11 protein-coding genes are annotated in these 13,575 nt (G+C 72.5%); 8 read left to right on the top strand and 3 right to left on the bottom strand.

What is annotated here, in order from left to right:
* Positions 1-18 precede the first annotated feature (18 nt).
* Both ACZ5SK_RS25490 and ACZ5SK_RS25485 read left to right on the top strand, forming a co-directional pair.
* Positions 19-1,209 (top strand): acyl-CoA dehydrogenase family protein, encoded by a 1,191-nt coding sequence (locus tag ACZ5SK_RS25490; RefSeq protein ID WP_334575031.1) that lies wholly within the window; start codon positions 19-21, stop codon positions 1,207-1,209.
* Positions 1,206-2,093 (top strand): 3-hydroxybutyryl-CoA dehydrogenase, encoded by an 888-nt coding sequence (locus ACZ5SK_RS25485; protein ID WP_334575032.1) that lies wholly within the window; start codon positions 1,206-1,208, stop codon positions 2,091-2,093. The genes ACZ5SK_RS25490 and ACZ5SK_RS25485 overlap by 4 nt, the downstream gene beginning before the upstream one ends.
* A gap of 45 nt (positions 2,094-2,138) precedes the next feature.
* Here ACZ5SK_RS25485 and ACZ5SK_RS25480 read toward each other — a convergent pair whose 3' ends face one another.
* Entirely contained in the window at positions 2,139-3,068 is a 930-nt protein-coding gene (locus ACZ5SK_RS25480) for a carbohydrate kinase family protein (RefSeq protein WP_334575033.1), read from the bottom strand.
* Positions 3,065-3,769 (bottom strand): class II aldolase/adducin family protein, encoded by a 705-nt coding sequence (locus tag ACZ5SK_RS25475; protein ID WP_334575035.1) that lies wholly within the window; start codon positions 3,767-3,769, stop codon positions 3,065-3,067. Before ACZ5SK_RS25475 ends, ACZ5SK_RS25480 begins: the two co-directional genes overlap by 4 nt.
* Before the next feature lie 58 nt (positions 3,770-3,827).
* Between ACZ5SK_RS25475 and ACZ5SK_RS25470 the strand changes: the two genes are divergently transcribed.
* From ACZ5SK_RS25470 to ACZ5SK_RS25455, 4 genes are all read left to right on the top strand, one after another.
* Positions 3,828-4,484 (top strand): TetR/AcrR family transcriptional regulator, encoded by a 657-nt coding sequence (locus ACZ5SK_RS25470; protein WP_079658151.1) that lies wholly within the window; start codon positions 3,828-3,830, stop codon positions 4,482-4,484.
* Positions 4,485-4,584: 100 nt separating this feature from the next.
* The gene (locus ACZ5SK_RS25465) at positions 4,585-4,941 is read left to right on the top strand and encodes a hypothetical protein (RefSeq protein WP_334575036.1); all 357 of its coding nucleotides are present in this window, start codon (positions 4,585-4,587) and stop codon (positions 4,939-4,941) included.
* Between the two features lie 132 nt (positions 4,942-5,073).
* A complete protein-coding gene (locus ACZ5SK_RS25460; protein WP_334575037.1) occupies positions 5,074-6,297 on the top strand; it encodes a hypothetical protein in 1,224 nt (407 codons plus the stop codon).
* Positions 6,297-6,800, top strand: a complete 504-nt coding sequence (locus ACZ5SK_RS25455) for a hypothetical protein (protein WP_361703142.1) — start codon at positions 6,297-6,299, stop codon at positions 6,798-6,800. Before ACZ5SK_RS25460 ends, ACZ5SK_RS25455 begins: the two co-directional genes overlap by 1 nt.
* Before the next feature lie 135 nt (positions 6,801-6,935).
* Here the strand turns inward: ACZ5SK_RS25455 and ACZ5SK_RS25450 are convergent, their stop codons facing one another.
* On the bottom strand, positions 6,936-9,059 hold the full coding sequence (locus ACZ5SK_RS25450; protein ID WP_468576622.1) for a tetratricopeptide repeat protein: 2,124 nt from the start codon (positions 9,057-9,059) through the stop codon (positions 6,936-6,938).
* 233 nt (positions 9,060-9,292) lie between these two features.
* On the opposite strand from ACZ5SK_RS25450, the gene ACZ5SK_RS25445 reads away from it, so the two are divergent.
* Both ACZ5SK_RS25445 and ACZ5SK_RS25440 read left to right on the top strand, forming a co-directional pair.
* Positions 9,293-12,487, top strand: coding sequence for an AfsR/SARP family transcriptional regulator (locus tag ACZ5SK_RS25445; protein WP_468576621.1), 3,195 nt, complete (start codon positions 9,293-9,295; stop codon positions 12,485-12,487).
* 253 nt (positions 12,488-12,740) lie between these two features.
* The gene (locus ACZ5SK_RS25440; protein WP_457494050.1) at positions 12,741-13,508 is read left to right on the top strand and encodes a tetratricopeptide repeat protein; all 768 of its coding nucleotides are present in this window, start codon (positions 12,741-12,743) and stop codon (positions 13,506-13,508) included.
* The last annotated feature ends 67 nt before the right edge of the window (positions 13,509-13,575 follow it).

Genomic DNA, 13,575 nt, shown 5'->3' with positions numbered 1-13,575 from the left:
GGACTTAGGAGACTGACGATGCACGCACCGCACGCCGGGCGCCCGGCCGACCCCGACGACCTCCTGGAACTCGACAGCCTGCTCACCCCGGACGAGCGCGCCGTGCGCGACGCCGTGCGCACCTTCTGCGACCGGCGCGTCGACCCTTTCATCGCCGACTGGTTCGAGCGAGGCGAGATCGCGGACATCCGCGGACTCACCAAGGAACTCGGTGAACTCGGCCTGCTGGGCATGCACTTGGAGGGCTACGGCTGCGCGGGGATGAGCGCGGTCGACTACGGCCTGGCCTGCCTGGAACTGGAGGCGACCGACTCCGGACTGCGTTCCCTGGTCTCGGTGCAGGGCTCGCTCGCCATGTACGCGATCCACGCCTTCGGCTCCGAGGAGCAGAAGGAGGAGTGGCTGCCGCGGATGGCGGCGGGCACGGCGATCGGCTGCTTCGGCCTCACCGAGCCCGACTCCGGCTCCGACCCGGGCAGCATGCGCACCGCCGCCCGCCGGGACGGCGAGGACTGGATCCTCGACGGCCGCAAGATGTGGATCACCAACGGTTCGGTGGCCGACGTCGCCGTGGTCTGGGCCCGCACCGAGGACGGCATCCGCGGCTTCGTCGTCCCCACCGACACCCCCGGCTTCTCGGCGCCGGCCATCAAGCACAAGATGTCGCTGCGGGCGTCGGTCACCAGCGAGCTCGTCCTGGACTCCGTACGGCTGCCGGCGACGGCCGTCCTGCCCGAGGTCCGGGGACTGCGCGGTCCGCTGTCCTGCCTCAACGAGGCCCGGTACGGCATCGCCTGGGGCGCGATGGGCGCCGCGCGGTCCGCCTTCCGGGCGGCGCTGGACTACGCCGGCGACCGCGTCCAGTTCGGCCGCCCGATCAGCGGATTCCAGCTGACCCAGGCCAAGTTGACCGACATGTCCCTCGAACTGTCCAAGGGCACGCTGCTGGCCCTGCACCTCGGCCGGATCAAGGACGACCGCGGGCTGCGGCCCGAACAGGTCAGCTACGGCAAGCTCAACAACACCCGGGCGGCGCTGGAGATCTGCCGCAGCGCGCGCACGGTGCTCGGCGCCAACGGCATCTCGCTGGAGTACCCGGTCATCCGGCACGCCAACAACCTGGAGTCGATCCTCACCTACGAGGGCACCGTCGAGATGCACACCCTGATGATCGGCCAGGCTCTGACGGGCCAGGCGGCGTTCCGGTGAGCGCCGGGCCGGACGCGGACATCCGCGGGGTCGGGGTCGTCGGCTGCGGTCTGATGGGCGCGGGCATCGCCGAGGTCTGCGCCCGGGCCGGCCTCGACGTCGTCGTCCACGAACCGAACCCGGGTGCGGCCGACGCCGGCCGGGCCCGGATCACCGCCTCGCTCGACCGCGGAGTACGACGCGGCAAGCTCTCCGGGGCGGACCGGGACGCGGCGCTCGCCCGGGTGCGGGTCTCGACCGACCTGGCGGACCTGGCCGACCGGGACCTGGTGGTGGAGGCGGCCACGGAGGACGAGAAGGTCAAGACCGAGCTGTTCGCCGAGCTGGACCGGATCGTCGTCCGGGAGGACGCGCTGCTCGCGACGAACACCTCCTCCCTGCCCATCATGAGACTGGGCATGGCCACCGCCCGCCCGCACCAGGTGATCGGCGTGCACTTCTTCAACCCGGTGCCGGTGCTGGAGCTCGTGGAGATCGTGCCCTCTTTGCTGACGGCTCCTCAGACTCAGTCACGTGCCGAGGAGTTCGTCACCCGGGTCCTGGGCAAGAAGACGATCCGGGCCCAGGACCGGGCCGGCTTCGTGGTCAACGCCCTGCTCGTACCCTATCTGCTCTCCGCGATCCGGATGCTGGAGTCCGGCCACGCCCGCGCCGAGGACATCGACACCGGCATGGTCCTCGGCTGCGTCCACCCCATGGGGCCGCTGAGCCTGGCCGACCTGATCGGCCTGGACACCCTGGCTGCCATCGCCGAGGCGATGTACGCGGACTTCAAGGACCCGCTGCACGCCCCGCCACCCCTGCTCCTACGGATGGTCGAGGCGGGCCTGCTGGGCCGGAAGTCGGGCCGGGGATTCCATGAATACGCCCGGGACAGCCCTTAGGGGCGCGGGCAACTGCGCGACCGGCCCCCACGGCGCCGCACCCGCTCACGCATGGGACTTGGCAGACGAGGCGAACGCGTCGGCCCCCGCCAGATCGAAGTCGCCGTGATCACTGCCGAGCCCCTGCGCGACCAGCGCGGCAGCCGCACTCCCCAGCACCGCCGCGTCACTGGGCGTACGTCCCAGAGCGACCCCCCGCAGATACCCGGCCGAGAAGGCGTCTCCGCACCCGGTGGTGTCGACGACGTCGACGACGAAGGCGGGGACCGGTTCCGCTCCGTCAGCCGTCACCACGAGCGCGCCCTCGGCGCCGCGGGTGACGGCGACGACGCCCGCTCCGGCGTCGAGAAGCCTGCGCGCACCCGACAGCAGATCGCTCTCGCCGGTGAAACCGAGAACCTGGTCCTCGTTGGGCAGCAGATGGTCGATGTACGGCAGGGCCGCCTCGATCTGCTCGAAGCTCCCGAGGACGCCGGGGGCGAGCAGGTCCACGGAGGTGACGACGCCGTGTTCCCTGGCGTACGACAGGATGCGCGTCGCGACGTCGACGCCGATCAACTCCGGTCCGCCGAGGTGCAGATGGGTCGCCTCGGCGAGGGCCGCCCAGGGGACGTCGTCCAGGCCGTAGGTGATGTTCGCGCCGAGGAGGTGCAGCGAGGGGCGGTCGCCGTTGGGCCGGATCGGCAGGACGCTCGCGGAGGTGGCGGTGTCGCTGCGACGGACGAGGAACTCGGTGTCGACGCCCGCCCGGCCGAGCAGCTGCACCAGCATGTCGCCGGTCGGGTCGGAGCCGACGGCGCCGGCGCTGCGCACCTCTGCGCCCAGCTTGGCGAGGGTGAGGGCGGTGCCGCCGGCCGTTCCGGCGGCGGTCATCCGGATGTCCTCGACCAGGGTCGCGCCCTGCCCCTCGGGTATCTCCTCCACGGGCCGTACCAGCACGTCCAGCACGTGCACGCCCATCGTGAAGACCTTCATCTGCCTTCCCCCTTCGTCGGCTCTTCGTCCTGTGCGGGTGGTACGGGGTGGGTGGTGCCGTAGTCGCGGGCGATCGCCGCCTCGATCACGGCGAGTTGCTGCTGTTCGTCGAGGGCTCGGGGACGGCCCATGGCTGCCGCGCGCTGGTAGACGCCGCAGGCCCATTCGAGGAGCAGGGCGTTCTCCACGGCCTTGTCGAGGGTCGTGGCGTGGGTGAGCGCGCCGTGGTTCGCCATCAGGGCGGCGCTGCGGCCGTCGAGCGCGGCGATCACCGACTCGGCGAGTTCGGGGGTGCCGAAGGTGGCGTACGGCGCGACCCGCACGGTGCCGCCGAGGGCGAGCAACTGGTAGTGGATACACGGCAGTTCGTCGAGGACGCAGGAGACGGCGGTGGCCATCGGAGCGTGGGTGTGGACGACCGCGCCGGTGCCGTAGCGGCGGTAGACGCCGAGGTGCAGCTCCAGTTCGGAGGTCGGCTGGAGGGTCCCGGCCACGAGGTTCGCGTCGAGGTCGACCACGGTCACCTGATCCGGGGTGAGCCGGGCGAGGACCGCTCCGGTCGCGGTGATCGCGACCCGGTCCTCGACGCGCACGCTCACGTTCCCTGCCGTGCCGATGAGGAGGCCTTCGGCCCCCAGGCGCCGGCAGGCGTCCGCCACGGCGGCCCGCTCATCGGTCAGCGCCGAGCTTGAGGCGGTCATGGGCGCGAAGGTAGCGTAAACCTGAAACAAAGTCACGTTCAGGTATGGAGGCAGCTCCTTGGTCCAGGCGAGCGCGAGTCCCGACGGTGGCGCTCCCCTGCGCCGCACTCCCCGGCAGGCGCGCAGCAGGGCCCGTCTGGCCCTGGTGCTGGAGGCCGCCGAGCGCATCCTGATCGGCGAGGGCGTCGAGGCGCTCACCACGACGCGGGTCGCGGCCGAGGCGAAGGTGTCGGTCGGCTCGCTGTACCAGTACCTCCCCGACCGTGGCGCGATCATCGACGCCCTGGCGGCGGGCTACTTCGCGCGCCTGGAAGGCGTCATGGACGACCTGGTGGGGACCGCGTCGAGGGAGCGGTGGGACGATCCGGTGGGCGTCCTGATCGACACGTACGCCGGGGTGTACCGCACCGAACACGGCTTCCGCGCCCTGTGGTTCGGCAGCGGACTGACCGAGCGGACGCGGGCGGCGGACCGCGAGCACAAGCGCCGGATGGCCGACGGGATCCGCCGGGTCCTGCTCGCGCTGGGTGTGGCCCCCGACGACGAGGCGCTCGCGCGGGCCTGCCATGCCGCGATCCTCGCCGCCGACGCCCTCGCCCAGGAGGCCTTCCGGCGTGCCCCGCAGGGTGACACCGACCTGCTCGACGAGGCGAAGGCGATGCTGCGCGGCTACCTCACCGAGGTCGTCGCACGCCAGGGACGGCGGCAGCCGTGACGTGCGCGGAAAGTCGATGGCCGCCGTACCGGGCGGGTCGCTACCGTCGGAGCCCGTTACCGGCCGCACCGGCGGCCGCCGCACCCGGAGAGCGATTCCCGTGACCAGGCAGCACCGAGCCACCACCACCCTGTGGCGCCCCACCGGCCCCAAGGAGCTGGAGTTGGTGCGCGACCTCGACTGGCGCGCCTGGCCGCCCCGCCTCCCCGAGCAGCCGATCTTCTACCCGGTCCTCAACGAGGAGTACGCCGTCAGGATCGCCCGGGACTGGAACGTCAAGCACGACGGCGCGGGCTACGTCACCCGGTTCGAGGTCGACTCGGAGTTCCTGCGCAGGTATCCGGTCCGGCAGGCGGGCGGCCGGACGATCCTCGAACTATGGGTGCCGGCCGAGGAGTTGGCCGAGTTCAACGCTCATGTGGTGGGCAGGATCGAGGTCGTTCACGAGTTCCTGTGACGTCCGGCGGCCGGTGCCGGCGGCCGCTGCAAGGTTTCCGCAAGGTCCCGGCAGGTCTTCCGTCCATCGCGAGGGGCAGACGACCGGCTGAACGGGCCGGATCGGGCCCGCACGGGACGACGGGGGGACTTCATGTCGGCGTTGCGGAAGAGTACGGAGCCGTCGGTCGAGGAACGCGAGTGGCGGACGCTTCTCGAGCACAAGCTGGTGCTGGTCGTCGTGCACACCCTCACCTACGGCAAGCGGCTGGTGGACGTCCTGTCCCTGCTGGAGGCCGACTTCAGGGTGCAGGTGGTGTTCACGGCGCCGCCGCACGTCTTCGGCGACGAGGTGCCGGGCTTCCTCAAGCGGCTGGGGGGCGCGGTGCTGCCGTGGGAGGAGGCGGTGCGGATGACGTTCGACCTGGCTCTCGCGGCCGGGCCGCGAGGCGTGGAGAAGATCTCCGCGCCGTTGATCACGCTGCCCCACGGGGCCGGCTATCTCAAGCGTCTGGTGTCGGTGCGGCACACGGGCGTGGCCGGACTGCGCCGCCAGGACCTCGCCCCCGGCGGACGGCTGCCCGCCGCCGTGGCGATGCCCCACCACGCCGAGCTCGCCGACCTCGAACGGCACTGCCCGGAGGCGCTCCCGCTCGCCCACGTGGTCGGCGATCCCGCGCACGACCGGATCGTGGCGAGCCTTCCGCTGCGCGCCCGGTACCGCAGCGCCCTGGGGCTCTCGAACGGCGAGAAGCTCGTGGTCGTCGCCTCGACCTGGGGTGCGCGCTCGTCCTTCGGCCGGTTCGAGACGCTGCTGCCCCGGCTCATCACCGAGCTGCCCGCCGGGCGGTTCCGGTCCGTGGTCCTCGTCCACCCCAATGTGTGGTCGGGGCACGGTTCCTGGCAGGTGCGGGCCTGGCTGGCGCGCTGCGCCGAGCGGGGCATCGCGCTCGTCCCCCCGGAGGCGGACTGGCGGGCGGTGCTGATCGCCGCGGACTGGATCATCGGCGACCACGGGTCGGTGACGCTGTACGGCACGCTCACCGACGCCCCGATCCTGCTGGCCGGCTCACCGGAGCGGGAGATCAACCCGGCCTCGCCCGCCGCCGCCCTCGCCGTGACCGCGCCCGCGCTGTCGCCCACCCATCCGCTGGTCGGCCAGCTCCAGTACGCCGCCGCCGAGTACCGCCGGGAGGAGTACGCGGCGATCGCCTCGCGACTCACCTCGGAGCCCGGCCGCTTCAACCGCAACATGCGGCGGCTCATGTACCGCCTGCTGGGCCTCGGCCAGCCCGCCCACGAACCGCAGACGGTACCGCTGCCGGAGCCGCCGCCGCTGGACACCTGGGCGCGGGGCCGCCGGGGGGTGCCGGCGTGATGCGCTTCGTGTCCGTCCGCGTGTGCGCGCCGCCGCCCTGTCCGCGGGGGCCGCGCCAGGGCACGGCGCCGGATCTGGCGCTGCGCGTACGGTCGGCCGGGAGGAGTTACGACGTGCTGGCCCGGGTCGGCCGCACGGAGCCCGGCCCCGGCCGGCCCCTGGCCGGCGTGGACGAGCACGTCGCCGCGGCCGTCGGTCCGGGTCCCGAGGCCCGGTGGCCGGCGTGTGCCGATGTGCTGCACGAACGGCGCCCGCGCCCGTTCGCCGAGGCGGCACGCCGGCTGGGCGCGATCACGGCCGCCCATCCGGGCTGCCGGCTGGCCGCCGCGCCGCTGACCGGGGGCGGCTGGGCCGTCACCGAGGCCACGGGCCGGACGGTCGTCCGGCTGGCGCGCCAAGTGCCTCCGGACCGCCCCCTGTTGGCGTCCTGTCTGCATGCCTGGCTGGTGGCGGGCCACACACTGGCGCACATCCAGGACATCCGCCTGCTGTACGACGCCTGAGAACGAGTGCGCCGACCTGCGCGCCGAGGGCGCGATGCAGAAAGCGGCGTCGTTCGCCGGGGGGCGGGGCTCGCGGCATCTGCTGCGGTGCACCGCAGGACGGCGCGAGCCGGACCGGTCTTTCCGGAACACGCCCTACGGCCGCCCCAGTCGGCGGGCGTCGGCCGGGCTGGTGGTCTCGTACAGGGCGAGGGCGCGGGCGCGGAACTCGTCCGCGGCCGCCTCCTCGCCCTGTTCGCGTGCGGTGTCGCCGAGCATCTCCAGGGTGCGGGCCTGCCAGTGGACGGCGCCGGAGGCGGTGAACACGGCGAGCGCCCCCTCCATCTGCGCGGTGCCCGTGGCGTGGTGGCCGATGAGGGCGCGGGCCCGGCCGAGGAAGACGAGGGCCCGGGCCGCGTCGTGCGGGTCGGCCACGGCCAGCAGCCCGGTGCGGGCCTCGGTGAAGCAGGTGACGGCCCGGTCGGGGTCGTGCTCGGCGAGCGCGACCTCCCCGAGCACGATCCGGGCGAGGGCCACCCCGCGCGGATAACCGCACTCCTGCCACAGCTGTGCCGCCCGGTTCAGGTGCGACACCGCCTCGGTGAACCGTCCCGCCTCGAAGTGGCAGCCGCCGAGGCCGAGCAGCGCCTGTCCCTCGTCGCGTGCGTCCCCGGCGTCGCGGGCCGCGTACAGGGACTGCGTGTACCACTCGGTGGCGTCGTCGATCCGGTGGGCCGCACTCAGGCCGATGGCCCCGGAGTTGAGCATCTGCCGTTCCGCCTCCCGGTGTCCGTCGCTGCGGGCGGCCGCGAGGCCGATGCGGTGGGCCTCGATCCACAGGTCGTAATGGCGCCGCCGAAGGAACAACGGCCACATCGCGTCGACCAGTTGCCAGGCGGTGGCGTGCCAGCCGCGCTCGGCGGCCAGGCGGAGGATCGCCATGAGGTGGCCGCGCCGGTCGTGCAGCCAGGCGAGGGCGCCGGGTTCGCCGGTGAAGGGTGTGGGCAGCTCGGACGGGTGGGCGTAGGTCCGGGGCAGGGTGAACTGGATGGGCGTGACGGCGCGTTGGGCCTCGGTTGCGGTGAGCAGGTACCAGTCGGCGACCTGCCGCAGGACGCGTTCGCGGTGGGCCTCGGTGTCGGTGGTCGTCGCACGGTGGTGGGCGTGGACCCGGACGAGGTCGTGGAAACGGAAGGTGTCCGGTCCGATGTCCTCCAGCACGCCGGCCTCGACGAGTTCGTCCAGTCGGCGTTCCGCCCACTGCAGTGACTGCCCGCAGGCCGCGGCGGCCGTCCGGGAGTCGAAGTCGGGCAGCGGCAGCAGACCGAGGGCCCGGTACATCCGGGCGGCCTCGGGGCCCAGTACCGCGTACGACGCGTCCAGGGCCTTGCGCACGGTGGCCTCCCCTTCGACTTCCAGCGCGGCCAGGCGGCCGACGTCCGGTCTGAGAGCGTCCGCGAGTGCGGCGACGGGCTGTCCGGGGCGGGCGGCGAGCCGGGCGGAGGCGAGGCACACCGCGAGGGGCAGGCCCGCGCACAGGTTCACGACCTGGCGGACCGCGGGCAGTTCACCGTGGACCCGGCCCTCGCCGACGCCGCGGATGAACAGTTCCACCCCCGCGGCGGGACCGAGGGCCTGCAACCGGTGGAAGTCGGCCCCGTCCAGGCGCAGTCCGGTCAGCCGGTGCCGGCTGGTCACGACGACCAGACCGCCGGGACCGCCCGGTAACAACGGCCGGATCTGGGCCGCGGTGAAGGCGTTGTCCAGCATGACGGCGATCCGCAGGTCCGCGGTGACGGACCGCCACAGGGAGGCCTGCTCCGCCAGATCGACCGGCACCGCCCAGGCGCCGAGCGCCCGCAGGAACCGGCCGAGGATCTCGCCGGGGGCCGCCGGTCCGTCCGCCGCGTGGCCGCGCAGGTCGGCGTACAACTGGCCGTCGGGGAAGGCGGATTCATGCCCGCGCAGCCATCGGGAGACCAGGGTGGTCTTGCCGATCCCGGCCGGGCCGTTGACCACGATCAGCGGCTGCCGGGAAGCGGTGTCCGCACGCCGTGTGAGCAGCCGGTCCAGGGCGGCCAGTTCGTCCCGACGGTCGGTGAAGTGCGCGGACACCGGCAGGAGTTGACGGGGCGTCGGAGGTGGTTGCGGCGGCGGGGTCTGCACCTGGATGCCGCCGTGGACGTCGCGGGCCTGGACGGTGGGTCCGTAGAACCGGGCCGATCCGCCGATGGTGTTGCTGCTCCCTCTCTCCGGGCCGTCCTCGCGCGCCGCGCTCATACCGCTCGTCCCCCTCCGACCGGTTGCCCGCTCCATCGATCAAGGTGGTCCTACCCGCGCGGCGTCCCCGACGATGCGGGCGGGGAAGGCCGGGCGCATGACAAGGAAACGAATCGGCCAGCCCGCGGCGGCACCTTGGAACCCCCTCCGCTCCCTGTCATGCTCATCGCTCCATGGCATGCACATTCCCCACTGCCAGTTCGTCGAAATGGCCGGACCAGCGGGAGGCGCTGGTGGAATTCCAGGTACTGGGCCCGGTGGGCATCCGGGTGAACGGTCGGCGCGTGGAACTCGGTTCGGACAAGGAAAGGACCTTGTTGGGCCTGCTGGCACTGGACGTGGGCCGGCCGGTCGCGCTGGACATGCTTCTGGACCGGCTCTGGGACGGCGAACCGCCGCCGCACGCCCGCGCGAACGCCCACAGCTATGTGTCACGGCTGCGCGGACGGCTGCGGCTGGTGGACCCCTCGTCCGCGAGCGCGCCCCGGATCGTCAGCCGCGCTCACACCTACACGCTGGAGGCCGCCCGCGAATCCGTCGACTGGCACCGGTTCCAGCAACTCGTGGCGCGGGCGGGGGCCGGCGCGGCGGACGGTGACGACGAGCAGGCCGCCGCCCTCCTCGACCGGGCCGAAGCCCTCTGGCGTGGCGAGGCCCTGGCAGGGCTGCCCGGCCTGTGGGCCGAGACCATGCGCCGGACCCTGGCGGAACGACGGCTGAGCGCCGCCGTCTCCCGGTTCGCCGCCGTCCTCCGGCTGGGCCGGTTCGCGCAGGTGAGCGCCGACCTGTCCGGCCTCGTCGACCGGTATCCGGGCGACGAGACGCTGGCGGGTCAGCTGATGCTCGCCTACTACGGCAGCGACCGGTACACCGACGCGCTACGGGTGCACCAGGAGACCCGTCAGCTGCTGATGACGCAGTACGGCTCCCGGCCGGGCGTCGAGTTGAACCGTATCCACCGCGGGATCCTCGATCGTGTTCCCGTCGCCGACCTCGTCCGGGGCCGGCCGGCCGCGCCCCGCCCGGCCGCGCCTGCGCCGCCGTCCCGGCCCCGGCCGCCGAGGAACCTGCCGCATCAGCCGCCCCTGGTCGGCCGGCACGCCGAACTGCGGGCCCTGAGCGCCGCGGTCGACGCCGCGGCGGAGGGCAGCTGGGTGATCAGCCTGGAGTCCGTGAGCACCGTCAGCGGCATGGCGGGGGTCGGCAAGACCGCCGTGGCGGTGCACGGCGCGCACCGGCTCGCCGAGCGGTTCCCCGACGCCCAGTTGTATCTGGACCTGCGGGGGCACTCCCCGGTCGGCGAACCGCTCGGTCCCGGAGCGGCCCTGGCCACGCTGCTGCGCCTGCTCGGGACACCCGCGGAGACCATCCCCGTCGAGGTGGAGGACCGTACGGCGCTGTGGCAGAGCATGCTGGTCGAGCGGCGGGCCGTGATCGTCCTGGACGACGCGGTGAGCGCCGAGCAGATCCGCCCGCTGCTGCCGGGCGGCTCGGCCTCCCTGACGATCGTCACGAGCCGACGCCATCTGACCGGCCTGCCGGGCGCCCGGCACATCCCGCTCGACGTGCTGCCGACCGACGACGCCATCGCCCTGTTCCGCGCGTTCGCCGGGGAGGAACGCGCCCTGGACATCCAGGAGACCGCACGGATTGTTCGATTATGCGGGCATCTCCCGCTCGCGATCGAGCTGGTCGCGAGCCGTTTCCGCGCCCACCCGGCCTGGACCCTGACCACACTCGCCGATCGGCTGACCCGCGCCGAGGGCAGACTGGGCGAGATCCGGGACGCCGATCAGGACATGGCCCGCGCCCTCGACCTGACATACCGGACCCTCACCCCTGAGCAGCGCACCGCGTTCCGCCGTCTCGGCCTGCATCCCGGCCCGGACCTCACGGTCGATGCGGCAGCCGCCGCACTCGGACTGCGTCCGGCCGTCGCGGAACGGATGTTGGAGGCGCTGTTGGCCCGGCATCTGCTGCGCGAGCCGACCCCGGACCGCTACCGGTTCCACGACCTGCTGCGCGAGTACGGCCACTCCAGGTCCCTCACCGACGACACCGACCAGGAACGGGCCGACGTCGTCCGGCGCCTCATGGACTTCTACGCCGGCGCGGCCGACCGCGCCGACCGCCTCGCGTACCCCCGCCGCACCAGGCCCGCCCCGCCGCCCGCCCAAGCCCCCGCCGCTCCGCCCCGCCGGGCGGTCGGCGAGGCCGACGCCGAGACCGACGCCGAGGCCGGCGCTGAGGCCGGCGCTGAGGCCGCCCGCTCGTGGCTGGCTGCCGAGCGTGCGAACCTGCTGGCCACGGAGCGCCACGCCCGCGATCGCGGACAGCCCGGGGCCGCCGCCCGACTCGCCTACGCCATGGCCGGTTTCCTCAACGAGGAGTGCCACTGGCACGACGCCCGCACCGTCCTCGAACCCGCCGTCGCCCACTGGACCCGCACCGGCGAGCAGGCCGCGCTGTGCCGTGCCCTGCTCCATCTCAGCGCCGCCCACGCCCACACCGCCCGCTACCCGGAGGCCGCCGAGAGCGGCGAGCGGGCCCTGAGCATCGCCCGTGCGATCGGCGACCAGGAGGCGGAGGCCGAGGTGCTGCGCGCGCTCGGCACCCTGAACTGGCATCTCGGCGACCACCGGGCAGCGCTCGTCCTCTTCCAGAAGGCCTTCGCCCTCATCGCACGATCCGAAGACTCCCTGGACCGCGCGCGTCTGCACAACAACATGGCGGTCACTCTGCTGTTTCTCGGGGAACACGACCGCGCGCTCGAACATTTCGAGAAATCGCTGAGCGGATTCACCGAGGCGCGCGATCACGCGGCCCTGGGCAAGACGCTCAACAACATCGGCGACCTGTACATGCGTCGCGGAGACCTGGAATCGGCCCGCCGATCCTTCGAGGAATCGCTGACCTTCCTCGAACGCGCCGGAAACCGCCATGACCGCGCCACGGTACGCGGCAGCCTGGCCGACGCCCTCACGGAATCGGGTGACACCGCCGCGGCCCTGCCTCTGTACGAGGAGACACTCGCGGAATTCCGTGCCCTCGGCGACCGGAAGAGTCAGGCCGACACTCTGATCGGCCTGGGCGAGGCGCACCGAAAGGCAGCTGACGCCGAGAAGGCCCTGCGGAATTTTCTCGAAGCCCTCGACATCGCGCGCGTGATCGGCGCGGCCCATCAGGAGATACAGGCGCTGCGTCGCATCGGACAGGTCCATGTGGACGCCGGCCGGCTCGACGCGGCGCGGGAACAACTGGAGTTCGCTGTTTCTCTGGCCGAGCGCACGCATGACGCCGACGAGAAATCCCGGGCGGAAAGCGCTTTGACGGAGGTGCGGCTGGCGGTAGGCGGCACTCCTCCGGGGCATGCCTTACTGCAGCGAACAGTCGACTTACCCGGCGGTAATTCAATGCGCAACCAGTGACTATTGTTCGATTAGATCAATAAGCTGACGATCATGTACGGTCAACCTCCGAAAGCATCCGCGCAAGGGAGGGACCGTTTACGTGAGCACAATGCGTCGACTGACCGTGGGAGCCGGCCTGGCCGTCACCCTCGGCATTCTTGGCGTGAATACGTCAAGCGCCTCCGCGGCCGAAATCTCCTCGACCGCGACGGTCAGCACGAACAGGTGCATCATGATGTCGACCCTCTGAGGGTCGGTCGGCGCACCGGGGGTGGCAGCACACGCCGCCACCCCACCCGCGGATCCCTCGTGCGCCCTCGCTGCCGCCCTGCATGGCGAACTCGCCGACCACGCCTACACGGTGCGGGACTACGAGTCGTCCCGCCACCATGCCGAGACGGCCGCCGCGCTGGCCCGTGGTCACTGCGACCGGGTCGGCGAGTCCCACGCCCTGGCACAGGCGGCCCTCGCGTCGCTGTTCCTCGGCGACCAGCAAAGAGCATGCCGACAGGCCACGGCCGCCGCCGATCTCGTGGACGCGGCCGGCGATTCCCTGCTGTCCACGAACCTGGACGCGCTGCTGCAACTGGGCATGACCGAGGGGATGCTGGAACGGCTCGATGACGCCGAACGCCATCTGCAGCGCGCAGTGGCGCTGTGCGGGCGTACCGGTCAGGTCTACATCGAGCCCGACATCCTCACGGTACTGTCCAACACCCAGTTGCGTTCGGGGCGGCTGCGTGCCGCACTGGCCACACTCGACCGCGCCGACGCGATCACGCCGGGCGACGGTGCACCGGTGAGGGAGGCGATCATCGCGATGGTCCGTGCCGAGGCGCTCTTCTGGCAGGGCGGAGCGCGGGACCAGAAATCCTGGCAGGCGTCGGCCGCCCGGGCACTGGAGATCGTGGACGGTTCGCAGGCCGCCTGGGCCATCTCCGTTCGCTGCTTCCACGCCGAACTCACCCTGCACGCGGACCAATCGAATGCGGCGCAGGCCCGCTGGCTGCTGTGTGTGATATCCCGTGAGTTCTTCTGAGCCGCGCTGAGTCTCTGGCCACGTGGCCAGGGGGTTCTTCCTCCCTCGGGTGCTCTGTGGCCTTGTG

It is taken from the genome of Streptomyces sp. NPDC031474 (assembly GCF_055581185.1).
The sequence above is the reverse complement of the archived record's forward strand: the minus strand, read 5'-3'. Positions and strand labels throughout refer to the sequence as shown.

What these genes read in the sequence shown, in the direction of transcription:
- ACZ5SK_RS25490 (WP_334575031.1), top strand. Translation starts at nt 19, where the DNA reads ATGCACGCACCGCACGCCGGGCGCCCGGCCGACCCCGACGACCTCCTG.
- ACZ5SK_RS25480 (WP_334575033.1), bottom strand. Translation starts at nt 3,068, where the DNA reads ATGAAGGTCTTCACGATGGGCGTGCACGTGCTGGACGTGCTGGTACGG.
- ACZ5SK_RS25475 (WP_334575035.1), bottom strand. Translation starts at nt 3,769, where the DNA reads ATGACCGCCTCAAGCTCGGCGCTGACCGATGAGCGGGCCGCCGTGGCG.
- ACZ5SK_RS25460 (WP_334575037.1), top strand. Translation starts at nt 5,074, where the DNA reads ATGTCGGCGTTGCGGAAGAGTACGGAGCCGTCGGTCGAGGAACGCGAG.
- ACZ5SK_RS25455 (WP_361703142.1), top strand. Translation starts at nt 6,297, where the DNA reads ATGCGCTTCGTGTCCGTCCGCGTGTGCGCGCCGCCGCCCTGTCCGCGG.
- ACZ5SK_RS25450 (WP_468576622.1), bottom strand. Translation starts at nt 9,059, where the DNA reads ATGAGCGCGGCGCGCGAGGACGGCCCGGAGAGAGGGAGCAGCAACACC.